Below are 24,391 nucleotides of genomic sequence, written 5' to 3' on the forward strand. Positions count from 1 at the left end.
ATGTCGGCTCATCACATCCTGGGGCTGTAGCCGGTCCCAAGGGTATGGCTGTTCGCCATTTAAAGTGGTACGCGAGCTGGGTTTAGAACGTCGTGAGACAGTTCGGTCCCTATCTGCCGTGGGCGTTTGAGATTTGAGAGGAGCTGCTCCTAGTACGAGAGGACCGGAGTGGACGTACCTCTGGTGTTCCGGTTGTCACGCCAGTGGCATTGCCGGGTAGCTATGTACGGACGGGATAACCGCTGAAAGCATCTAAGCGGGAAGCCTCCCTCAAGATTAGATCTCACTGACTCTAGAAGTCCTGAAGGTCCGTCGAAGACTACGACGTTGATAGGCGGGGTGTGGAAGTGCAGTAATGCATGAAGCTAACCCGTACTAATTGACCGTGAGGCTTGACTCTATAACACCCAAGTGTTTTGTAGATATTTTACAAATAGACGAAGTGTTATGTGACTATCTAGAATGAAGCATACCAGCTTAAGACAACTCTCCAGAATTCGTGACAGAGAGCAGAGCGCTCTGTCACAACCAGTTTGTCTGGCGGCCATAGCGTGCGGGGCCCACCCGATCCCTTGCCGAACTCGGAAGTGAAAACGTACAGCGCCGATGATAGTGTGGGGTTTCCCATGTGAAAGTAGGTCACTGCCAGACATTTATACTCCGGCCCTTGCTGAGGTATTTATCATTGACATCACCGATGTCGTGATCAATACTCTCAGCAGGGGCTTCTTTTTGGCTAAAATTCTTGCTTCGTCTGCTTCAAGAACTTCTATATCACACCCAGTTACTCTCTCTTTACCGACCTTTTTTAGAGTGATTTGCCTTACGCTTTATTCATTTAGCAAGCTTTTAAACCCCCCTTATTTAAACAATGTGCTTTGCTCCTTGATATAATTGCTCTGTGAGAATATCCTTTCATTTTTAAACGATATGTAACTCGTGTAATAGATGAAAATAATTATTCTCGGTGCCGGTCAAGTGGGTTCTTCTGTCGCAGAAAATCTGGTCAGTGAAGATAACGACATCACTGTTGTTGATACTGACTCGGTTCGTTTGCAGGCCATGCTTGATCGTTTGGATTTACGTACAGTTTTAGGCTCAGCATCGCACCCAGAAGTGCTTCAGCGCGCTGGTTGTGAAGATGCTGATATGATTTTAGCGGTCACTTCCAGTGATGAAACAAATATGGTCGCATGCCAAATTGCTTATACACTTTTTCATACGCCTACAAAAATTGCACGAGTACGCAGTAGTGCATACCTTCAATATAAAGAAATTTTTACTCAAGAAGCGATTCCCGTTGATGTATTGATATCACCGGAACAAGTGATTACAAATTATGTTTGTGGTTTGATAGAAAACCCTGGCGCATTGCAGGTGCTAGACTTTGCTGATGGTAAAATCCAGTTGGTTGCAGTAAGAGTATTTCACGGAGGGCCATTAGTTGGGCATGAGTTGAGCGAATTGAAAAAGCATATGCCATCTGTAGAAACACGTGTTGCTGCAATATATCGTCGAGGCGCACCAATTGCACCAGAAGGCAATACGATTATTGAAGTTGATGATGTCGTTTTTTTTGTTGCAGCACGTGAGAATATACGTATTGTAATGCGAGAGTTGCGACGTGAAGACCGACCGGTGAAGCGCGTTATGTTAGCTGGAGGCGGAAATATAGGGCTTCGTTTAGCAAAACTACTTGAGGGGCGCTATCAGGTAAAACTTATTGACCATAAACAGGAAAATTGTATAAGAATTGCTGAGTCTCTTGATAAGACGATTGTTCTACACGGTGATGTGGCTGATGAAAAGCTTTTGCTGGAAGAGAATATAGAAAATATAGATGTATTTTGTGCTGTAACGAATGATGATGAAGCCAATATTCTTTCAGCATTGTTAGCTAAGCGCATGGGGGCACGTAAAGTAATGGCGCTTATTAATCGAAGTGCTTATGTTGATTTGGTTGAAAGTAGTGATATTGATATCGCTATTTCACCACAACAAGCAATGATTGGTAGTTTGCTTGCCCATGTGCGAAAAGGGGATGTTGTTATGGTGCACTCTTTACGCAAAGGCGCTGCTGAAGCGATTGAGGCTGTGGCTCATGGCGATGTCAATTCATCAAAAGTAGTTGGGCGGGCAATTGAAGATATTAATTTGCCGAGAGGTGTCACGATTGGTGCAATTGTTCGTAATGATGAGGTCGTTATTGCACACCATGATACGGTGATTGAATCTGAAGATCATGTTATTTTATTTTTGGTAGATAAAAAGATGGTTTCATTTGTAGAGAAACTTTTTCAAGTTGGTGTAACTTTTATCTAAGTCTATGCAATATCAGGCAATTTTACGTATTCTTGGCTTATTGTTAATGCTATCCAGCATTACAATGCTGCCACCCTCGATAGTTTCATTGTGGTATCAGGATGGTACAACAGCCCCGTTTTTTTTAGCTTTTTTTCTTTCTTTGATTGCTGGGTGTTTAATTTGGTGGCCTGTCAGGTCATATCAGCGTGAGCTTCGAGTAAGAGACGGGTTTGTTGTTGTGATTATGTTTTGGGTTGTTTTAGGCTTGTCTGGTTCTTTGCCTTTAGTGTTATCTGAACAACCTGATATGTCTTTTACTGATGCCGTCTTTGAGTCTGTGTCAGGTCTGACGACGACTGGAGCGACGGTTATTATTGGTTTGGATGCATTGCCAGAATCAATTTTATACTATCGCCAACAATTACAATGGCTGGGTGGTATGGGGATTATCGTTTTAGCTGTTGCTGTACTGCCTATGCTAGGGGTTGGTGGGATGCAGTTGTATCGAGCAGAAACTCCAGGGCCTATGAAAGATGATAAATTAACTCCAAGAATAGCCGAGACGGCAAAGGCGCTATGGTATATCTATTTAGGCCTCACAGTTGCGTGTGCTGTTGCATACTGGCTTGCAGGAATGAGTCTGTTTGATGCGGTGGGGCATAGTTTTTCTACTGTGGCGATTGGTGGGTTTTCCACACATGACATGAGTATTGGCCATTTTCAAAGTGTTCAGATTGAAATTGTAGCAACTATTTTTATGATTTTGGCAGGAATTAACTTCGCACTTCACTTTGTAGCTTGGCGCTCATTACGACTGGGTCACTATTTCGCAGACCCGGAAGTAAGAACCTATCTTATTTTTTTACTGCTATTTTCTTCAATTGTGGTTGCTTACTTATATCGTGAAGACTTCTTTAATACATTTGATGAAGCATTAGTTCATGGTGTTTTTCAAACCGTTTCTATTGCAACAACAACGGGGTTCGGTACGGCTAACTATCCATCATGGCCAACTTTTATTATTTTTTTATTATTAATGGCAAGCTTTATAGGGGGGTGTGCAGGTTCAGCGGGGGGTGGTATGAAAGTTATTCGTATTTTGTTGTTGATGATGCAGGGCGCGCGTGAGATTAAAAGGTTAGTTCACCCTAATGCTATATTTGTTGTAAAAGTGGGTGGGAAAGTTTTACCGAGTCGGGTTATCGAAGCTGTTTGGGGCTTTTTCTCACTGTATATCGCTTGTTTTTGTGTCATTTCACTCTTATTAATTTTAAATGGGCTGGACTTTGTTACGGCATTATCAGCCGTTGCTGCATGCATGAATAACCTTGGACCAGGTTTGGGGGACGTGGGGGCAAATTACAATACACTTGATGATGCCAGTAAGTGGCTATTATGTTTTGCTATGTTACTGGGACGACTGGAAATATTCACGCTATTAGTTCTTCTGACCCCAATTTTTTGGCGAGGTTGATACTTCTTCCTTTTAATAAATTCTTTTTTCCCCCTCAGGACGATTCCGAAAGCGCTTATAAGACCACTGATATTGCTGAGGAAGTTGTCGTATACACTTTTCAATATCAGCATTTAGGCCCGTCGCAGCTATTTGTGAATTTTTATCTGAGATTTTTTTATTTGCGGGTATGAAGTGTAAATGAAAGCCCTTTCCTCTTGGCATACGCTCTGCGTAACAAAAAATAATAGGTGTGCAGTTTTTTGTGGCAAGACGAGAAAGTAGAAGCATGGTGTTCGTTTGAATGTTAAAGAATGGTGCAAATATACCACCATTTTTACCAGGATCCTGATCCGGTAAAATTCCAATGAGTTCATTACAGGCTAACGCTTTATACAGGCTTTTGACACCTTTTGCTGTAGTAGGGACAAGTTTAGCTCCATTTTTTTGGCGGGCGGTACGTATCATGTTATCGAGTTTTTTCAGTCTAGGTGGGCGATATAATATTGTCATCGGAAAGTTTTCAGAGCAGTAGAGCCCAATCACTTCCCAAGTGCCTAGATGAGGCGCAGCGATAATGGCACCACGATTTTGTTTCATGGCTTCTATTAAATGCTTTTTTCCACTGACTTCATGAATAAGTTTCAGAATATCTGTTTTGGGGCGAAGCCATAGGTAGCCTATTTCAGTAATACTTTTACCCATTTCTATTAAGCTTTTTTTTACTAAATCTTGTTGTTGAAGTGCTGAAAATTCAGGAAAACAGAGCTGGATATTTGTTTGGGTGATTTGACGGCTTTTATTTGGAAAGATAGCCAGGCCATAGCCAATAACAGCTCCAATTGCATGTGCTATGGGTAATGGTAATAAAGAAAGTAATTTGAGTATTACTTTTATGAGGGTTGTACGCATTAGAGATTGATTTTATGACTCAAAAATTTCATTCGGAAGGCTGGTCTTGTTTTTCTTTAATGCGCGAAAGATTGACTAGTATTTTGTTAGTACGCTCAATATTATCTAGAGCTTCTTGATTATTGGTGTCCAGGTTGAGTGTTTCTTGCCAGGAACCGAGTGCACTTTCATAGTTTCCATCGCTGTAAAATTGAAGGCCATTGCTGAGGTGTTGTTTTATTTTTATCTCTATCTCCTCTGCAAGGCGAGTTTTTTCAGCTTTTATTTTTTTGTCATTAGGTCTAAGTTCGGAAGCTTGTTTGATAAGTTGGTGAGCTAATTGAAGTTTTTTGTTTTTATACGCTTTTTTATGAGAAGCGAGTAGTTTTTCTAATTTTATTTTTTGTGAGTCTTTTTTTGTGGCTCCTGTTAATTTTGTTGTTTTTTTATTATTTATTTCTATGGGAGTGTGCTGATTTGGTTTTATCTGTTTTAATTGTTCTGATAAATTTAAAAGATACTCCACATTGTTGGTTTGATTATCAGTTGCAACATAGTTTCCGTAATGAGCGAGTTGCTTTGAAATAAGCTTTATTTCATTTTTTATCGCTTTGTTTTTATACTGTGCTTTTTTACCTTTTATTTCTGCCTTTGCTAGGGACTCATACAAATAGTGGTTTTTATCTAGCCAAAGACCACGAGATATCGTGAGTTCTCGTGTTAATTTTTCAGTATACTCCCTGTTTTTTTGGTACATTTTTTTGAGGCCGACCCGTAACGCTTTACTTTGCGGACGTCGTTTTAAAGCTTCGTCGTATACGTCTTGCGCTTTATTCCATTCATTTTTTTCGATAAGTTTTTGTGCAAGATTTAAGTGACGGCGCTCAAAAGTTCGAGCCTCTGAAAAACTCATTGGTGTGGAGGGTGTGATAAAATTTTGTGCTTGCTGTTTTAGAGTGGTGCAGGCGGGTAATTGCACAATTAATAAAAGTACACAGAGAGTAAAATAGTGTCGCGTTGTTCTATTCATTGTTTATATGGGGCTGGAGTCAATTACTACTTTTTTCTTCTTGAGGGAGAGCCTATCATACGATATCCGTGACTCGATGGGTAACTACCGGATTTTCTTTGCCTGGCAATATTATTGTTTTGTGGTGCGTAGAGATGATATATTTTTGAAGTTGCTCAGAGTGAGCAATGTTTTCTGGAATCAGAATTTCGCCAGGTTCTGCTGCAGAGCATAGTTTAGAGGCTGTATTTACGGTATCCCCAATCACAGTATAATCCATTCGATCAATAGATCCCATATTCCCAGCCAGCATCTCTCCACTATTAATACCAATACTAAATTGAACAGGAGTCAGCCCTTGTTTATCACGACTTTGATTGAGAGTTTCAAAAAATTTCTGGATTAATACGGCACAAGCAACGGCATGAAAGCAGTGTTGTTCATCATGGCCAGGTACACCAAAAACCAGCATGGCACAGTCACCCATAAATTTATCAACATGACCTGAATATGCATGAGCTGCTTTAGTAATGTAGTTGAAATATTCATTGAGCATGCTATTAACCTCTTCGGGCTGCATATGCTCTGACATACGGGTGAAACCAACAATATCAGCAAAAACAACGCTGGCATAAACTTTTGCCCCGCCCAGCTTTGCTGGCTCCATTTCGTCTAGTACTTCCTTTGCAATTTTTGGTGAAATATAGCGTGACAGGGTACTTTCCGCTTTTTCTTTTTTGGCCAGGTCTTCTGTCATGGCATTCATCGCGAGCATCAATGTGCCTAATTCATCACGCCTTTTTTCTGTAAATCTAAAGCTATAGTTCCCTTCTGAAATAGATTTACTGGCCTCGGTTAACTTTGCAATCGGTTGAGCCAGCCGCCTGCCAAGCAGTATGGAAATAATGATACCGAGTAGAACTAATAAAATAGTGGCACCGATAACTGTGTTCAATGTTTTTAGTTGTGCACTGTTCATAAATGAACGGTCAAAAGTCACCAAAGCATAGCCGACGGTGACATTGCGAGTCACCAGTGGGGTAAAGAACGAAACCAGTTCTGTAGGAGGAGCGCCCTCTTCGACAGAGCTACGCCAGTTAAGTTTGGTTACGCTGTTGTTGGTTGTTGCTAAAACAATTTCATCAAGAGTTGCTCCTTCGCGTGTTTCTGGTTTACCTTCATCAGAATAGATGGCAACACCTAAAATAGACGAATGATTAACTAAGTGTTTAGCCGTTGTGGCTAAGCTGAGTTTGTCGCCGGAAAGCAGATGCTCTTTAACGTTTTTGGCCAGTTGCTCTGTTATTGTAGTACCAAAATCATGCATCTGCTGTTCAAGTAAACGATTTTGATCTTGAACAATAAATAGGCCGAGTAATACCATGCCGGCAGTAATAAGGAGTGTAAAAACAAGTGCAAGTTTGTAGGCGATTGGAAAACGAGCACTTGATGGCTTATCAGTTTTGCCTGAGTTGAGTAATGTGCTGTATAGGTGAAGGGGAGTCACTATTTTTCCCGAGAGAGCGATAATAAATACTTTCTGTTCCGAAAAATAGGGTGTCGGATTAGAAGTTTTTTTAATATTAACATGCTTCCTCAGGAACTATAACCAGAAATTCGAAAAGTGCTTGAATTGGCTGGAAAACCCTTGCAAAATTATTGATACTCAGCCTTTTCTAATTTTTATTAAAGGTATTTCACCGTCAATATTGATGGATAAAACCTCATGCCCATCACTTTCCAGGCTGCCGGAAACTTGAGTGGCGGACTCATTTGAATCAAGAGTGAATATGATTACATCACCATTTTGGAAGGCTTTCAGTGCATTGCGAGCCTTGATGTAATGGAGTGGGCAACCGAAATCTGAAAGATCAACTTCAGAAGTCGTTACTCCAGTTTTTGCTTTAGCAGGTAGTGATGCACGTAAATCCAGCTGCTGATCCTGTTTTTGGCAAGCTTCAGCAGCGCGTGTTGTCCAGTTATCAAGCTCTTTGTTGACTGTATCAAAGCGCTCTTGGTTAAACTCTTTTTGGAGCTCGGAAAGAGTCGTCGCGATCTTTTCAAGTTCAGTGCCAAATGTGGAGTTTTCATGGGCTGAGCCTTTGAGTATTTTTGCTATTGCCAAGGCATTGCTATTGTCATCACTTTTTTCTCCAGCCATAAACAGGAGAGACTCACCAATTAAGCGGCTCAGCTCTTCGGCACACTCAATGGACTCTGTATATTTTCGCTGTAATAAAAAGGCATTACGATAGTTTCTTTCGTGTGCTGCTTCTGCAAAGTTGGCAGAAACAACCTCCTGAGCCGCTCCAGCACATTCGCCTCCGCCAAAATTGGTGAGTTTGAATGAGTCTTCGTCACCATAGTCTTTAGCTAGGTTGGCGACCTCTTCAGGAGTAACTTCACTGAGATCCTTTACAAGCTCTTTAAAATAATCAGCGCCTTTTTTATGAGCCCAATCGAAGAAACTTTCATTACGAGCTGAATTTTCCTCGTAAGCATTTTCAATGCGTTCAATCGCCGTTTTAACACGCAATGTAGGAACTGCAGGGCCTTTCAGTGCAATGGTGCCGTTGGCTGTACCATTACCTGCGATATGCAGCATATAATGAGGGATCAATTTACCATGGCGGCGTTTGCCTTCTCCATGAGCACCAATATCAGCAATATGGTGTTGCGCGCAGCTATTGTGACACCCGCTGATTCTGATACGCAGGTCAGATTGGCCGCCTGTGAGATGTTTGGCCGCCAGCTTGGACGAAGTAATGCCGAGTCGGCATGTGGTCGTGCCAGGGCAAGAGACAACATCGTCTCCTGTTTCAGGGGGGGCAAGGTCAAGGGTTTTAAGTCTGTTTAAAACGGTATTTATACGTTCATCTGGCACATTAACCAGCATTAAATTTTGACCAATGGTTGTACGTAAGTCACTCAGTTTTTCAGATTTCATGAGTTCAGCAATACCACGCATTTGGCTGATTTTGAAATCACCGGTATTTAAACGAATTGGAATGACACTGAATCCAGGTTGTTTTTGCGGGAAAACTCGACGAGGTGCACCACCTTCAAAAGATTCGCACTCTTTACCGGTTTGCCATTGGCCTTGTGGATAGGGTTGGTTGGAAAAGGCCGTCTGAGTTCGTGTGAACTCTTTTTTATATTTTTTAATAAATTCTTCTTCACCAAACTTGTCGACTAAAAACTTGACTCGTGAGCGAGCGCGTTTTGTTCGATCAGAGTAGTGGCTATGCAGAGCAATGACAGCTTCAAAGCAAGGAAGAAGGTCTTTCTCTTCAATAAACTCTTCAATGGTGATGGCTTTATGAGGTTTGAGGCCTAAGCCGCCAGCAGCAACAATTTTGAAGCCAAATTTACCATTTTTTTGAATTGCAATAGCACCGATGTCGTGCATCATTCCAAGTGCGCAGTCTGCTTCACAAGCTGAAAAGCTGAACTTCATTTTTCGTGGTAAATGTTGTGTGAGTGGGTGCCTCAAAAAACGCTCTGTGACGGCATCAAAAAATGGTGTGATATCCGTGTGGGCTCGTGGGCATTCACCCGCCAGTGCACAGGCGGTGATATTGCGAATAGTATTACCGCATGCTTCACGAGAGGTCATTCCTCCTTCGCCTAAACGGCGCATGACCGCAGGAGTATCTTTGAGTGGCACGTAATGAATTTGAATATCTTGGCGTGTGGTCACACAGTTATAATCATTGCTGGAGTACTGTTCGGTGACATCAGCCAGAGCTTCTAATTGATCAACTGTTAATTTGCCACCAGGGATTTTGGTGCGCACCATGTGAACACCATCCTGGCGTTGGCCATACATTCCATGTTGCAGGCGCAGAGCCATAAATCGATCAGGGTCAATTTCATTGTTAATAAAAGCCTTAACGGCTTTTTCATATCGATCAATCTCTTCTTTATCAACGAGAATTTCTGCTTTAACCATTTATTAATAACTCCTGCACACGGGAATAAACTACCTTAATTTAGTATGAGACCGAGGGATTATAAACCAACGGCTGAGTGTTCAACAGAGTGGCTGTTGCTATGGGTGCGTCACACGGTTAATGTGACGCATTTTTAGTCGTTAAGTTTCCTCAGAGACCCCTTCTTCTTTAAGTTCGTAAGGTTCAGAGAAATCACAGGCTTTTTGTGGGCACACTTTTTCGGTGCCTCGTCTCTTAGTGGTTTTGATGGTTAATACCGGCCATTCGCACTTTGGGCAGGGTTCAGCTACAGGCGTATTCCAGACGGCATATTTACAATCTGGATATCGGGAGCACGAATAAAATATTTTACCGTAGCGTGATTTTCGTTTGAGCAGCGTACTTTGTTTGCATTCGGGGCATTGAACGCCTGTATCAGCGGGTGCTTCTAATGGCTCCATATGTTTGCACTTGGGGTAAGTGCTGCAACCAATGAATTTACCGTAACGCCCTGTACGAATAATCAGTGGCTCTTCACATTGAGGGCAGCTGCGGCCTTCAACAACTTCTGGCTCTTCAGGCTCCTGCTCTTCACCATCCATATTGCGTGTGTAATCACACTCTGGGTAGCCACTGCAGCCAATAAAACGGCCGCGTCGCCCGAGGCGGATTGAGAGATGTTTTTTACATTTCGGGCACTCTTCATCAAGTGCTTCTTGTGTAACATCTTTGCGATCAACATTTTTTTCAATGTCATCGACCTTGGATTTGAACGGCTCCCAAAATGAAGTCATTAATGGAATCCACTCTTTTTCGCCACGAGATACGGCATCCAGTTCGTCTTCAAGCTGTGCAGTAAAGCCATAATCAACATACTTGCTGAAATAGTTGGTTAAAAACTTGCTGACAACACGTCCTACATCGGTTGGTTGGAAACGTTTTTTCTCTAATGTGACATATTCACGTGCTTGTAGCGTAGAGATAATGGTTGCATAGGTGGAGGGTCGTCCTAGGTCATTTTCTTCTAGTGCTTTAATTAAACTGGCTTCACTAAAGCGTGGTGGCGGTTCAGTAAAGTGCTGTTCAGGGCGGATTTCGAGTAATTCAAGTTTGTCTCCAACAGCCATTGTCGGCAACATTTTTTCATCATTTTCTGCTGTGCTATCATCCACACCTTCCAGATAAACAGCCATAAAACCTGGGTTTGCAATCGTTGAGCCAGTGGTGCGAAAGGTATTGTTTTCACCGGCAGCTAAATTAACACCGACAGTGTTAATTGTTGCGTGGATCATTTGACAGGCGACAGCACGTTTCCAAATCAGATTATAAAGTTTGTATTGATCATTTGTCAGACTCTGCTTTATTTCGTCAGGAATATGATCAACGTGTGTTGGGCGAATGGCCTCATGTGCTTCTTGTGCATTTTTTGACTTGGTTTTGTAAACGTTCGGCTTTGCAGGCAGGTTATCTTTGCCATAACGCTTGCTGATAAAATCACGTATTTCTGTTAAAGCATCTTGTGCTAACGTTACCGAATCGGTACGCATATATGTGATCAGGCCGACAGAGCCGCTGCCAACATCAATACCTTCATAAAGTTGTTGAGCAATACGCATGGTGCGCTGTGCGGTATAGCCTAGCTTGCGCGCGGCCTCTTGCTGTAGTGTTGAAGTGATAAAAGGGGCTGCCGGACGGCGTTTACGTTGCTTTTTTTCAACTTCGGTGACAACCAGATTGCCATTGGCTGCTTTTAGCAGTGTTGATTGAATCTCATTGGCCTGTTTATCGTTAGTAACACTAAACTGTGTAATTTTCTCCCCTTGATAGCGTGTTAACTTACCAATAATTGATTGTTTGCCACTATTGGCATCAGCTTCAATGCTCCAATACTCACGGGATTTGAAAGCTTCAATTTCGTCTTCTCTTTCGACAATCATGCGCAGCGCAGGGCTTTGCACTCGGCCTGCAGAGAGGCCTCTGCGAATTTTTTTCCAAAGCAGTGGTGAAAGATTGAAACCTACAAGGTAGTCTAGTGCGCGCCTTGCCTGTTGTGCATTGACAAGATCCATGGAAAGTTCACGGGGGTTGTCAATCGCTTCTTGAACGGCGCGCTTGGTAATCTCGTTGAAAGCAACTCGGTAGACTTTCTTGTCTTTGATTAATTTTTTTTCTTTCAGGTCTTCCAGAATGTGCCATGAAATCGCTTCACCTTCACGATCCGGGTCAGTTGCGAGGTAGAGAGTGTCTGCCGTTTTAACCGCTTTTCTGATGGACTCGAGATGTTTGGCGTTTTTTTCAATGGCCTGATACTTCATTGCAAAATTATTGTCAGGGTCAACGGCACCCTCTTTGGGCAGTAGGTCTCTGACATGACCATAAGAGGCCAAGATTTGGAAGTCTTTACCCAAGTATTTTTTTATAGTTTTAGTTTTAGTCGCTGACTCAACAATAACAAGATTTTTGCTCATAAGGGTTTTAATGTTTCAAATATAGAAGTGAAATAAATATAGGATAGTTGTTTTTTTAATGCAAAGTATTTATAGATTGGTTATAAATCAAATCTTCCAGCATGCCAAGTGCTTCATCTTCGGCCGAATGGTTAAACAGAACCAAAAGTGTGATCCACTTGAGTTGCTCAAGATCCAATTCACCATCAAATGCCATCACACGTTCAACAACCAGCTCTCGTAAATACGAGTTTAGAACATTGATCTGCTCAAGAAAGCACAAAAAACCACGCGCTTCCGTGCTTATTTTTTTGAGTTCATGAGCATTATAGATCCGAACTGAGTGATCAGAGGGCATTGGGTGTTGTTCGTTATCTCCACCAGACAAGGCAAGATCTTCAAGCCAGACGAAAGCTTTTTTGATGTCCGATCTTGGGAATCCGACGCTGTTGAGCTCTTGTTTAACCAGCTCCTGGTCGAAGCCGAGATCCATTTCACCATCTGCATAGTTTTCAAATAGATAAACCAATATGTCGAATACATTTTCGTTCATGACTTTCTCGTTATGCTGCTTGTTCGAGTTTTTTAAATTCATTATTTATGAAAGTCGATCTAACTGTTGCGGATATACATACCACCAGGTGCTGTTGATACGTGCCCGTCCAGTTCTAAAAATAATATCATGGATGAAACCTCTTCTGTCGTCAATCCACTATGTTCGATGAGTTGGTCAATATGTATGGGTTCAAAGCCTATACTATTCAATAGCAGGCTCTGTTTTTGGTCAAGCTTTGGTTTGTCTGACTGAAGGGTTGGCGATGTTTTGGTGAGTTGTTCGTCCGTTATGAGGCCGAGCTCTTCGGTGATATCTTGTACAGTTTCAACAAGTTTTGCACCTTGGCGAATCAAGTCATGACAGCCTCGTGCTAGTGGATTATGAATTGATCCGGGAATGGCGAATACTTCTCGGTTTTGCTCCAGTGCGAGGCGTGCTGTAATTAAAGAGCCACTATTGCGTGCGGCCTCAACAACCAACGTTCCCACACTCAGCCCGCTGATGATTCGATTGCGGCGAGGAAAATATTGAGGTTTTGGTGGGGTACCGATGGGCATTTCTGAAATAATCAAGCCTTTTTCTACAATTTCATGAGCCAATTTTCGGTGACGCGCGGGATAAACTCGGTCGAGGCCCGTGGCTGTGACCGCGATTGTTGCTCCCCCATTTTTTAGTGCTCCTTTATGGGCAGCGCCATCAATACCCAAGGCTAGGCCACTGGTAATCGTTAGACCTGTGTGCGCCAGGCTGTTGGCAAATTGCCACGCGTTTTCCTGGCCAGGTGGCGTTGGATTACGACTGCCTACGATTGCAATTTGTGTGTTGTGAAGCAGGCTTGGGTCACCTTGTAGATACAGCACAGCAGGTGGATCAGCAATTTCTTTGAGTTGCGATGGATAGTTTGCATCATGCAGTGTAAGAATGTCGTTCCAAGGCTCTTTTTCTTGCCATGCTAAATCAGTCTCAACTGCTGCCCAGTCGGGATTTTTTAAAAAATCCCGCGTGGCTTGTTTAAGCTTAAGGTCTTTGATTTGATCAAAAACATTTTGGGCTGAACCACAGTGATCAAGCAGTTTTTTATAGGTGATTGAACCAATGCCCGGTGCATGATGCAGTGCCAGCCAATATGCTAGTTCTATCATGGTGTTTTAACGGAGTCATAGAGTTTTATTTCTCGCTTGGCATCCATGACTAATGCATAACTGACATGCTCGAAGGCACGAAAAATCATGACCGTTCCTGCGGCTTCATCAGGCAGCGTGACCTTCTCTCCCGGTTTTTTTGCATAATGATCCCGGATGGTGCGCCCTTGTTGGTGGACGGTGAGTACATGACCTACCTCAACTCCATCTTGTAAGCCTTGATTGATCACGATGGTCTGATAGCGTCCAATTTTAGCGATACCATCAAGTACTGAAATAATCATGCCTTCAATACTTTTGTCAGGTGCACGAGGGATAAAGTTTTGATTTAAGGTTTGGTCGAGAGGTGGCAGCAAACGATCCCCAAGTAAAATTTCACGATAAGAGTGTGTCACCAAGAGTTTGGCGGGGTCACCGGTTTGTGTTATGCGTGCATCACCGACCTGAATCGCTTCAAAACCTAAAATTTCACCTTTTTTTGAATTGGGGTTTTGATACGCTTTCCCGACATGATAAATATTGAAGTATGAGCTGCCAATGTTCTGAATATTACGCGCATACACTGAAAGCCCAGCGCCACTGATCAAGCGGCCATCATCGCCAGCAACAATGTAACCGGACTGATCCAGCTCCTGTTGGCTGATCACACGGGGGCGAGTTAAAAATTGCTGTATCTGCTCAAGTGATACGGTAGGTATCGGGCTTTCCAGCGCTGTCGCACGTATTTGGGGGGAAAGTTTGATGGTTTTTTTTCCGCGATCCAGTTGCAGTGTGGGCTTGCCATCAATATAAACAAGCCGGATGAGATCTCCAGGATAGATCAGGTGGGGGTTTTCAATGGCAGGGTTAATATGCCATACATCCCGCCATAACCAGGGGTCTGTTAAAAATCGTGCTGAAATGTCCCATAAAGTGTCGCCTTTAACGACTACATAGCGATCAGGGTGATCAGCACGTAGTGCCAAGGTGTCAGCGAGTAAGGCGGTGCTATATAACAACAGTAAGACGGCAGCAATATTTCTTAACATAATAAATCCTTTTCCATGATCCATACTGAACTGATACGACTCGTTTTTGTCGAGTGTATACAATAAATGACGGCCGTCCAATACAAATTGAGTGAGCCGATAAAGATAATTAACGGTATAATTGACCATTTTTATTACAAAAATCGAATGAAGCAATGACAATTTCCACAATTTTACATTATCCAGACACTGATTTGCTGAAGAGTTCTATGCTAGTCAAGAGTGTAAATGACGATATTCAAGTATTGGTTGATGCGATGTTTGAAACCATGTATCAAGCGCCAGGAATTGGTCTGGCTGCACCTCAAATTGGTGTTTTATTACGTGTTGTGGTGATTGATGTTTCTGAAAATAAGAGTGCTCCACTATGTTTGATTAATCCTGAAATTACTCACTTAGAAGGCGAAATTGAGTCGGAAGAGGGGTGCTTGTCTGTGCCAGGAATTTATGAATCAGTCACTCGTGCCGAGCGTGTGAGCGTGATGGCGCTGGATCGAACAGGGCAGGCCATCAAGCTGGAAGCCGATGGTTTGTTGGCGGTCTGTATTCAGCATGAAGTTGATCATTTGAATGGTAAGTTGTTCGTTGATTATCTTTCTGAAATGAAACGACAGCGCATACGCAAAAAATTGCTCAAACAGAGCCGGCAAACAATGTAGTATGTTTTTCAAATATAGAGCAATAGAACGATTATGACGGATGTATTAAAAGTTGTTTTTGCTGGAACGCCAGAGTTTGCTGCGGTTGCAATGCAATCACTGCTTGATTCACGGCATACAGTATGCGCTGCTTACACTCAGCCGGATCGCCCTGCCGGGCGGGGTCGAAAATTGAAAGCCAGCCCAGTGAAAGTGTTGGCTGAAGTTCATAATATTCCAGTGTATCAACCTGTTTCACTGAAGTCTCAAGAGGATCAGGCGGTATTGAGGTCACTTAACCCTGATGTCATGGTTGTTGCTGCTTATGGGTTAATTTTGCCCCCCGCTGTATTAACGATTCCACGTTATGGCTGTATTAATATTCATGCTTCATTGTTGCCACGCTGGCGTGGTGCTGCACCGATTCATCGTGCCATTCTAGCCGGTGATGATATGACAGGTATCACCATTATGCAGATGGATGAAGGGCTGGATACGGGCGACATGCTGCTTCGCGTCGAATGCCCCATTGAAATTAATGATACGAGTGCCGTTTTACATGATCAACTGGCAAGTCTTGGTGGGCGTTGCTTGCTCAACGTGCTTGATCAAATTTGTGGTGGCACTGTTCATGCGACTGTTCAAGATAATCATTTAGCAACCTATGCTGAAAAACTAAAAAAAAGTGAAGCTGATATTGATTGGCAGCAATCCGCACTGGTTTTGGCGCGTACTGTTCGGGCATTTAATCCCTGGCCTGTAACACGAGCCACGCTATCGGGGGTGACCTATCGGATCTGGATGGCGATGGCAGTGGATGATTGTGTGGACGAAAAACCCGGAACAATTGTTAATGTTGGTCGTGAGGGCATTGATGTCGCGACAGGGCAAGGAGTTTTACGACTACTACAAATTCAAAGACCCGGAGGACGCCCACAGTCTGTGGCAGATTTTATGAATGCACATGGTGCATTGATGGAGCGCGGTGCGCTCTTTCAGCAAATACTCAACCCATGAGTGCACGGCTGGCAGCAACAAGAGTATTAAGTGAAGTTTTAGGGCAGCGTCACTCGCTCTCTGCTGTATTGCCGCCGGCTTTACTTTCGCTGAAAAAAGCTGAGGATCGGCCACTAGTTTCAGCACTCTGTTACGGTGTGTTGAGGTGGCACCTTCGTTTAAATGCGATTGTCCAGCACTTTATGCATAAACCGCTGAAAAAAAAGGATGTCGATATTCAGTGTTTGTTATTGCTGGGGCTCTACCAACTGATCTATATGAGGGTGCCGAAACATGCAGCAGTGTCTGAAACGGTGGCTGTTACAAACGCATTGAACAAGTCTTGGGCAAAGGGGTTGGTTAATGCCGTTTTGAGAAACTATCAACGTAACAGCGGTGTGTTGGAAATGCTGGATAAGGATGATTCGGTGGCGATGGCTCATCCGGATTGGTTGTTGGGTAAAATAAAAAAAAACTGGCCTGATGAATGGCCAGTGATTGTCAACGCAAACAATAGATCAGCACCGATCGTATTACGTGTCAATATAAATAAAATTAAGCGACAGGATTATCTGAATATCTTGCTGGAAAATGGCACTGATGCAGAGCCACTTTCTTATGCACCACAAGCGATAAAACTGGCCAAATTACAAGATGTCACTGCGTTGCCTGGCTTTGATCAAGGCTGGTTTTCAGTGCAGGATGGTGCAGCACAACTGGCCGCACCATTGCTGGATGTGCAGCCGAATATGCGTGTGTTGGACGCATGTGCCGCACCAGGTGGAAAATCCTGCCATATATTAGAGTGTGAACACAGTGTAGAATTGACGGCATTGGATCATGATGAGCATCGTACAAGCCGAATTCATGAGAACTTGCAGCGATTAGGGTTTAAAGCGAAAGTATTGGTGGGAGATGCATCGCGGCCAGAATCATGGTGGGATGGTCAGCCGTTTGATCGCATTTTACTGGATGCGCCCTGCTCGGCAACGGGAGTGATTCGTCGTCACCCCGATATCAAGTATTTACGCCGAGCGGATGACATTGCAGGTTTGGTAAAAGTTCAAGGTGAACTATTACGTGCTTTGTGGCAACTGCTGAGGCCTGGAGGGCAGCTATTATATGCGACTTGTTCAGTGTTGTCTCAGGAAAATTCAGGGCAAATCTTAAGTTTTTTAAAACAGCAAAAGGATGCGCGTGAAGTGTTTATTCAAGCACCATGGGGGATGCATGTTGCGGTGGGTTATCAAATTATGACGGGAGATAACGATATGGATGGTTTTTATTATGCCTGTTTAAAGAAAGCAGAGATTTAATGCGGCCAAACAAAAAAAATCTTAATTTTCTGTGGATGTTCATTGCCGCGCTGTTTGTTGGCACAGTAGAGGCAAAAGATTTTATTATAGAGCATGCGGAAACGGGATTGGTTGGTGAAACTTATTATCTTGATGCAACGGTAAATTATCAACTTTCAGACCAGGCTAAGGAAGCTTTGCTCAAAGGTATTGAGCTCACTTTTAAGCTGAAAATTGAAGTCGTCCGAAAAAAAGGTTTTTTATGGCTGCTGGATAAAAAAGTCGGCCAATCAGTGCAGAGTTATACTCTGAAATATCAGCCGCTCACACAGCAGTATCAAGTGCTTCATGTGAATAGCGGAAAACTACGGAACTTACCCAGTTTAAGCACCGCGATCTGGATATTAGGTGTCGTTGCAGATTTACCTTTGTTGAAACATGAAGAGATTAATCCAAAAGCCCAATATGTTGTACGTTTGAAGGCGCAGCTCGATATTGAATCACTGCCCGTGCCGATTCGGTTGCTGGCCTATTTTGCGCCGAGCTGGTATATGTCCAGCGATTGGTATGTATGCCCTCTAGAACCTTAAAGCGTTATACGCAGGGCATTCGCCCAATTATTCTGCTCTGTGTGTTGTTGTTGGCATCACTTCTATTAATGGGCGAAGCGATTCAAAACTCTGAACAATTCGGCATCATCTATTTTTGGTTGCTGGTATTTAATGTATTTGCATTGCTGGTGTTGTTGGCACTGATTGCGATTAATCTTTTTCGTTTGGTCAAACAGTATCGCGCTCAAGCCCCAGGTTCACGTTTAACCGCGCGTCTTGTGGTTGTTTTTGTTACTTTGGCGGTACTTCCTGTTGTGGTTGTATTCTATTTTTCTTTAAATTTTTTAAATCGAAGTATTGATAGCTGGTTTGATGTGCATACCGAAGCTGCTTTGGCTGATGCATTGAAATTAACACGAGCCACGCTGAATGATCGTCAGCGGGATGCAAGTCGACGGGCGGAGCGGGTTGTTAAAGCACTTTCTGATGTACCAGACAACCGAATGTCTCTCATGCTTAATGATATACGTCACCGTAATGATGCTTTTGAGCTGACATTACTGGGTTCGAATGGGCGAATTATTGCAACAACAAGCCAAACAATGGAAGCGATTTTTCCTGATTTGCCCAGTGATGTCGTATTGGCTCAGGTGCGAACTGGTGAGCCTTATGTGGGGATTGATTCAATTGAAGAAAAAGGGCTGTTTATTCGTGTTGTGGTTGCTATGTCTAGCCCTAAATCAATTGCAAATGTTCGCATTCTACAGGCACTTTATGAGGTGGAGGCACGAACCAGTGAGTTGCTGGCAGATGTTCAATCTGCTCATGATGAATATAGGAAGCTGAGTTATTTGCGCAAGCCACTTAAAATCAGTTTCACATTCACCTTGTCTTTAGTCTTGTTATTGAGTTTGTTAACGGCGGTATTAGCTGCTTTTTTTTTGGCTCAGCGCCTGGTCGCACCGATTCGTGCCCTAGCAATTGGAACGCGTGCGGTTGCTACGGGTAATTATAGTCAGCATTTGCCGCTGACATCTAATGATGAATTGGGTTTTTTGGTGAAATCTTTTAATGATATGACACAAAAAATTGCACTCTCTCAGGATGAAGTTCGGCGCAGTCAGGTGCATGCAGAGAAGCAGCGTATTTATTTAGAGACCGTATTGGGTCGCTTATCTTCAGGTGTGCTGACTTTTGATAAGGATCATACTTTACGTATGGCAAATAGCGCCGCGAATCAAATTTTGGGCGTTGATCTTGTTCATCGTCTGGGTGAATCATTAACTGTGTTAGGGGAGGATTACCCGCACTTGACTCAATTGGTAGAATCTATTTTGCCTCATTTGCATAAAATTGACGAAGCGTGGCGTGAAGAGATTACCATTTTTGGGCCGGAAGGTCGGCAAGTTTTGATGTGTCGTGGCAGTGCATTACCGGCAATGGGTGATGATATCGTAGAGCGTGGATTCGTGGTGGTATTTGATGATATGACATCCCAGATTAATTCCCAGCGTGATGCGGCTTGGGGGGAGGTAGCACGTCGCCTGGCTCATGAAATTAAAAACCCACTCACCCCCATTCGCCTTTCAGCCGAACGGTTACGCCACAAATATCTCACAACAATGAATGCGGAGGATGCTAAAGTGCTGGATCGTTCTACGCGAACAATTGTTGAGCAAGTAGAATCCATGCAAGAGATGGTGACGGTTTTTTCTGAGTATGCCAAGCCACCAAAGCTTATGATTCAGTCGATTGTACTTAACGATCTCATTAATAATGTGCTGGAACTCTATTCCGGACATAAAGTTCAAATTAAAACAAAACTTGCCCCCAGCTTACCGTTAATTAATGTGGATGCAGGCCGATTGCGGCAAGTGCTGCATAATTTGATTAAAAATGCCATGCAGTCTATGGAAGGCCGTTCAAGCGGATCTGTTTTTGTAAGTACGCGCTTGCGAGATGAGCAAGATCTTGAGGCGATAGAAATTTGTGTGGTTGATGATGGCGATGGCATCCCTGAAGAAATTCTCGAACAGATTTTTGAGCCAGGCGTGACGACAAAAGGGCGTGGTAGTGGTTTGGGATTGGCTATTGTTAAAAAAATTATAGAAGAGCATAGCGGCGTGATTTATGTGAAAAACAGGCCGGAAGGCGGAGCTTCATTTATTATTCACCTGCCAGTGGAAAATAAAAAACACTTACAATAGAGGATAATATACATGAGCGCACCTCATATATTGGTCGTTGATGATGAACCTGATATTCGAAACCTTGTTAAAGAGATTCTGGATGATGAAGGGTATGAGGTGAGTGTTGCTGAAGATGCAGACTCTGCGCGCAAGCAGCGACGCGCCCGTCGCCCAGACCTGATTTTACTCGATATATGGATGCCAGGAACCGATGGTATCTCCTTGCTGAAAGAGTGGGGTGAGTCTAAGGGTGCGGGTGTGCCTGTTGTCATGATGTCTGGGCATGGCTCAGTAGAAACTGCAGTGGAAGCAACCCGTTTGGGTGCTTATGATTTTCTTGAAAAACCACTCTCTTTAGCTAAATTGCTGGTAACCGTTAAACGCGCACTTGAATTAGCACAATTGCATCGGGAAAATGAAGGGTTACGTCAACATGTCAGCGAGCTTGTGGCTCCGTTGGGAAAGAGTGCGTTAATGCAAACAGCTCGCGCTCAAGCGCAACGTATTGCGGAGCATGATGCCTGGGTGCTAGTGCGCGGTGAACCAGGCACCGGAAAAAAATTATTTGCTCGTTATATTCATCACAGCAGTGCTCGGCGTGATGCTTCTTTTGTTGATGTAGGGGTTGTTGGGCTGGATCAACGAGGAGCCGCTGAAACACTGTTCGGTTATGAGCGAGAGGGGAAAATACGCTTTGGGCTGCTGGAGCAGGCCAATGGGGGGACGCTTCTTCTCGATGAAATTGGTGAAATGGAGCCTGCGATTCAAGCCAAACTGTTATCAACACTTGAAACAGGAGTGTTTCATCGTGTGGGTGGTGAGTCACCTGTACAGCTGAATATACGCATTATTGCAACCACTCACCGCAATCTGGAGCAGGATGTGAAAGAGGGGCGGTTTCGTGAAGATTTGTATTATCGGCTGAATGTTGTTCCATTAAATGTGCCATCGTTACGAGAGCGGTGTGAAGATGTCCCCGAGTTGCTTGCGTACTACACTAATTTTTTTGTGAGTAAAGAGGGTTTGCCGTATCGGCGCTTTTCAGTTGCAGGGCAAAATAGCTTACGTAACTATCTTTGGCCAGGTAATGTGCGTGAGCTTGAAAATCTTGTGCAGCGGTTGTTGATTTTAGGTACAGCTCCAGAGATTGGGCAAGAAGAGGTCATGTCTGCATTAGGGAATCAGCACTGTCCTATAGTTCGTGAAGGGTTTGCAGGTTTTGATTTGCCTTTGCGTGAAGCGCGTGAACTATATGAAAAAGCTTATCTGGAGTACCAATTGCGTATTGCAGATGGCAGTGTTGGCAAAGTGGCAAAAGCAGCGGGTGTTGAGCGCACTCACCTCTATCGTAAATTACGAGCACTAGGAATTGATGCTCGGCAATCCAGTTTTAAAAGTTCCAGTTGAAGTTTAACTTGAGTGATTGGTGAACGTAGCTTCCCAGAGAGCTGCTTTGAAAGCTGACGGGGCCATTGCTCACATCCAGAATGTAACCTGTTGGCAAGTTCGCATCATTCCTGCCTAAAGTATAGGTCGCGTCAAGTACCATATTACTGTTTATGCGATAGTTAAGCGTTGTTGCAAGGGCGTTATAGATGCTTTTTCGCTTGTATTGTCGTCTTGAAAAGCTGTCGGGGTTGCTATACATAGAAAAGGATAGGGTGTAGTTGAGTCGGCCACTCCAGCGTGAAGAGAATGATTTGCTTAATGAGGTGTTGATCGCGTGTTTTTGGTAAGCATAATCATCTCCTTCCGGGTTTTTATTTTGGTTGATTGTCAATGTATAGTTTGGTGTGAATATCCAAGTGTCAAAAAGTCGGGTGCTGTAAGATGCGATGGCTGTGTAACGAGTTGCACTGAGCTCGCGACTTGCGAATGACTCATAATCATTATTTGATAGTGACAGTGACAGTAGTTGTGATGGGATGGTCTTTTTGAGTGCTTTAGGGGTCAGTGGAGGTAATGTTTCCAGTCTGATTCGGGCGGTTGCGCTGATGTTGTGAGTTTGGCTGATTTTTGTTTCATCCAGAAAGTTGGATTGATCTGTTTGGGAGTAACCAATATCCAGACTGTTCCTGTTATTGCCCCATGTGAGTATGGCATTGCTTTTATTGTTAAAAAAATCTGTTCCTGTCTTAATGTATGAGGTCAGTGATGGTGCAAGTGTGAGCGCGAGCTTCAGTCTTTTAGCAACCTTGTAGTTGTAAGTGAGGCTGAATGAAAGGTCTGAGCGAATATCAACAACAGGTTTTGACCGAAAGTCGAAAAAAGGACGTTCGCTACTAAGAAAAGGGTTGTCGTCCGCGAGTAATGCTTGTCTTAATCTGTAGGAAAAACCATTAATCTGTTTAGTTAGTGATTTGAGTTTTCGTGATGCGATTTTTGCGGTGGCGCTGTCATTTAAGTTGTTTGCAAGTTGGCCATAAATACGAGCCGCCTTAAATTCATTCCACTGTTGGTGGTATATGTTGGCCATATTAAGCTTTACACGACTGTGATCAGGGTTAATATCTAATACCTTCTGGTACTCGGCTAGCGCTTCATCAAAATAGTTATATTGAGCATAAATTGCAGCGAGATAATAGTGTGTTTCAGCATTACTGGGATAAGTCTCAATAATATCAATCAGTGACCTTGCTGCTTTGTCGTAATCACTCGATGCAATCCATGATTTCACGCCAATCATTTTAAGTTGCAGCTCTATTTTGTCATTGTCAAAGAGTTCATTCAGGTTTAATTCCATGACTTTTCGGTAAGATTTGCTGGCTTTTTCATATAGTTGAAGCTGCGTTTGAGTATCTGCCAGCACGTAATGAGCTTTGATGTTATTTGGTTGGAGTTTGACTGTTTTTTCCAAGTGTTCAGCTGCTTTTTGAAACTCGTTATAGCTCAGGTAAATGAGTCCGATAGTGTATTGTGTTCGGCTATTATCAGGCTCAATTTCAATCGCTTTTTTAAAATATTTTAAAGCTTGGCGAGCGTTTTTCTCTTGAAGTAGTTTGTTACCATAAGAGATATAAATTTTGGGCAGTGCCAGTCGGGTTTGTTGTGTGACAACTTCATTGTTATTAAGGCCTAAGGCTGTTTCAAAGTGCTCCAGTGCACCAGGAAATTTACCTTGTGCTATAAGCAGTGTGCCATAATTTGCATGTGTGAGAGCATGTTCAGGGTTGATTTTTAATGCTGCTTTGAAAGCTGCCTCGGCTTTTTTATATTGTTGTTGTTGTTGATAGATTGTGCCCGCTGAGAGGAGGGCAGTAATATTGTTTTTATTTGAGATGAGTATGGGTTGAATTGTTTTTAATGCAAGATCATACTTTCCTTCAGCTTTGAGTAATTCTGCAAGCTGGAGGCTCAGCATATCGTCATCTACTTTTTCAAGCTGAGTGGCATCTCCATGTTTAATTACCAAGGCTTTTTTTAGCTGTTCGTGTGCTCTTTTCATATCACCTTTTTGTACAAAAAGTGTTGCCAGTTTTTGGTGAGCTTGAAATTTCCAACGAATAGCCTCGGTTGGATCGTCCATAAGATCTGCAATTTGAGCGGCAACAATTTCCAGTTTTTTGAATTCATCAATCGCTGCGTTGATATTGCCTAAACCCTCATAAAGGGTGGCTAGGGAGTTGCGCAATGTCAGGTTTTCAGGAGCGAGAGCAATACTTCTTTTGATGTATTGAAAACCTTCTTTGTAAACTTTTTTGTTGATATACACTTGCCCAATGCGGTAATAAGCTTCGACATAATCAGGCTTGAGAAACAGAGCTTCTTTGAAGCGCACCAAAGCACTGTCATAATCACCTTTCGCCAGTGCTATGTTGCCTCTTTTAAGTAAAACAGGAGCCGTACTTGCTTCTGGAAGGTCCTCTATGTTTATGGGCTCTGCCATGGTTTTTTTCTGGAAAATAAAAAAGCTCATGAATACAAAAAGTAATGCAAGGGCAGTGAGCTTGTTATCACGCA

Annotated in this window: 17 protein-coding genes and 2 rRNA genes; 10 read left to right on the forward strand and 9 right to left on the reverse strand. The window is 43.1% G+C overall.

Translation table 11 applies throughout. The annotated features are described in order from the left end of the window. From L3J70_03350 to L3J70_03365, 4 genes are all read left to right on the forward strand, one after another. Positions 1–400: ribosomal RNA gene (locus L3J70_03350) — 23S ribosomal RNA — on the forward strand; the annotation flags it as partial. 136 nt (positions 401–536) lie between these two features. Beyond that, positions 537–651 (forward strand): 5S ribosomal RNA (gene rrf / locus L3J70_03355). Between the two features lie 297 nt (positions 652–948). Next, entirely contained in the window at positions 949–2,322 is a 1,374-nt protein-coding gene (gene trkA / locus L3J70_03360; protein ID MCF6235402.1) for a Trk system potassium transporter TrkA, read from the forward strand. Positions 2,323–2,326: 4 nt separating this feature from the next. Next, a complete protein-coding gene (locus tag L3J70_03365) occupies positions 2,327–3,778 on the forward strand; it encodes a TrkH family potassium uptake protein (GenBank protein ID MCF6235403.1) in 1,452 nt (483 codons plus the stop codon). A gap of 12 nt (positions 3,779–3,790) precedes the next feature. Here the strand turns inward: L3J70_03365 and L3J70_03370 are convergent, their stop codons facing one another. From L3J70_03370 to L3J70_03405, 8 genes are all read right to left on the reverse strand, one after another. Next, positions 3,791–4,669, reverse strand: a complete 879-nt coding sequence (locus L3J70_03370) for a lysophospholipid acyltransferase family protein (GenBank protein ID MCF6235404.1) — start codon at positions 4,667–4,669, stop codon at positions 3,791–3,793. A 28-nt stretch (positions 4,670–4,697) separates the two neighbouring features. Beyond that, entirely contained in the window at positions 4,698–5,678 is a 981-nt protein-coding gene (locus L3J70_03375) for a hypothetical protein (protein ID MCF6235405.1), read from the reverse strand. Positions 5,679–5,733: 55 nt separating this feature from the next. Beyond that, positions 5,734–7,164 (reverse strand): adenylate/guanylate cyclase domain-containing protein, encoded by a 1,431-nt coding sequence (locus tag L3J70_03380; GenBank protein MCF6235406.1) that lies wholly within the window; start codon positions 7,162–7,164, stop codon positions 5,734–5,736. A gap of 159 nt (positions 7,165–7,323) precedes the next feature. Beyond that, the gene (locus tag L3J70_03385) at positions 7,324–9,609 is read right to left on the reverse strand and encodes a sulfurtransferase TusA family protein (GenBank protein ID MCF6235407.1); all 2,286 of its coding nucleotides are present in this window, start codon (positions 9,607–9,609) and stop codon (positions 7,324–7,326) included. A gap of 141 nt (positions 9,610–9,750) precedes the next feature. Then, complete coding sequence (gene topA / locus L3J70_03390) at positions 9,751–12,057, reverse strand: type I DNA topoisomerase (protein ID MCF6235408.1); 2,307 nt, start codon at positions 12,055–12,057, stop codon at positions 9,751–9,753. A gap of 55 nt (positions 12,058–12,112) precedes the next feature. Beyond that, positions 12,113–12,589 carry a DUF494 domain-containing protein gene (locus tag L3J70_03395; GenBank protein ID MCF6235409.1) on the reverse strand — a complete coding sequence of 159 codons (477 nt, stop codon included), beginning with the start codon at positions 12,587–12,589 and terminating at the stop codon, positions 12,113–12,115. Between the two features lie 59 nt (positions 12,590–12,648). Further along, positions 12,649–13,734, reverse strand: coding sequence for a DNA-processing protein DprA (gene dprA, locus L3J70_03400; GenBank protein ID MCF6235410.1), 1,086 nt, complete (start codon positions 13,732–13,734; stop codon positions 12,649–12,651). Next, complete coding sequence (locus L3J70_03405) at positions 13,731–14,762, reverse strand: LysM peptidoglycan-binding domain-containing protein (GenBank protein MCF6235411.1); 1,032 nt, start codon at positions 14,760–14,762, stop codon at positions 13,731–13,733. The genes dprA and L3J70_03405 overlap by 4 nt, the downstream gene beginning before the upstream one ends. Before the next feature lie 155 nt (positions 14,763–14,917). Here L3J70_03405 and def point away from each other — a divergent pair, with 155 nt between their 5' ends. From def to L3J70_03435, 6 genes are read left to right on the forward strand one after another with little or no spacing between them, the layout of a single operon-like run. Further along, on the forward strand, positions 14,918–15,421 hold the full coding sequence (gene def, locus L3J70_03410) for a peptide deformylase (protein ID MCF6235412.1): 504 nt from the start codon (positions 14,918–14,920) through the stop codon (positions 15,419–15,421). Between the two features lie 33 nt (positions 15,422–15,454). After that, a complete protein-coding gene (gene fmt, locus L3J70_03415; GenBank protein ID MCF6235413.1) occupies positions 15,455–16,417 on the forward strand; it encodes a methionyl-tRNA formyltransferase in 963 nt (320 codons plus the stop codon). Further along, positions 16,414–17,712, forward strand: a complete 1,299-nt coding sequence (gene rsmB, locus L3J70_03420) for a 16S rRNA (cytosine(967)-C(5))-methyltransferase RsmB (protein MCF6235414.1) — start codon at positions 16,414–16,416, stop codon at positions 17,710–17,712. The genes fmt and rsmB overlap by 4 nt, the downstream gene beginning before the upstream one ends. After that, positions 17,712–18,281, forward strand: a complete 570-nt coding sequence (locus tag L3J70_03425; GenBank protein ID MCF6235415.1) for a DUF4390 domain-containing protein — start codon at positions 17,712–17,714, stop codon at positions 18,279–18,281. Before rsmB ends, L3J70_03425 begins: the two co-directional genes overlap by 1 nt. Next, complete coding sequence (locus tag L3J70_03430) at positions 18,263–20,449, forward strand: ATP-binding protein (protein MCF6235416.1); 2,187 nt, start codon at positions 18,263–18,265, stop codon at positions 20,447–20,449. Before L3J70_03425 ends, L3J70_03430 begins: the two co-directional genes overlap by 19 nt. Before the next feature lie 12 nt (positions 20,450–20,461). Continuing rightward, complete coding sequence (locus L3J70_03435) at positions 20,462–21,838, forward strand: sigma-54 dependent transcriptional regulator (protein ID MCF6235417.1); 1,377 nt, start codon at positions 20,462–20,464, stop codon at positions 21,836–21,838. On the opposite strand, the gene L3J70_03440 is transcribed toward L3J70_03435, so the two are convergent. Beyond that, positions 21,822–24,317, reverse strand: a complete 2,496-nt coding sequence (locus tag L3J70_03440; GenBank protein ID MCF6235418.1) for a tetratricopeptide repeat protein — start codon at positions 24,315–24,317, stop codon at positions 21,822–21,824. The genes L3J70_03435 and L3J70_03440 overlap by 17 nt on opposite strands. Positions 24,318–24,391: the final 74 nt, after the last annotated feature.

The sequence above is a fragment of the Gammaproteobacteria bacterium genome (assembly GCA_021648145.1).
Lineage (GTDB): Bacteria > Pseudomonadota > Gammaproteobacteria > JAADGQ01 > JAADGQ01 > S141-38.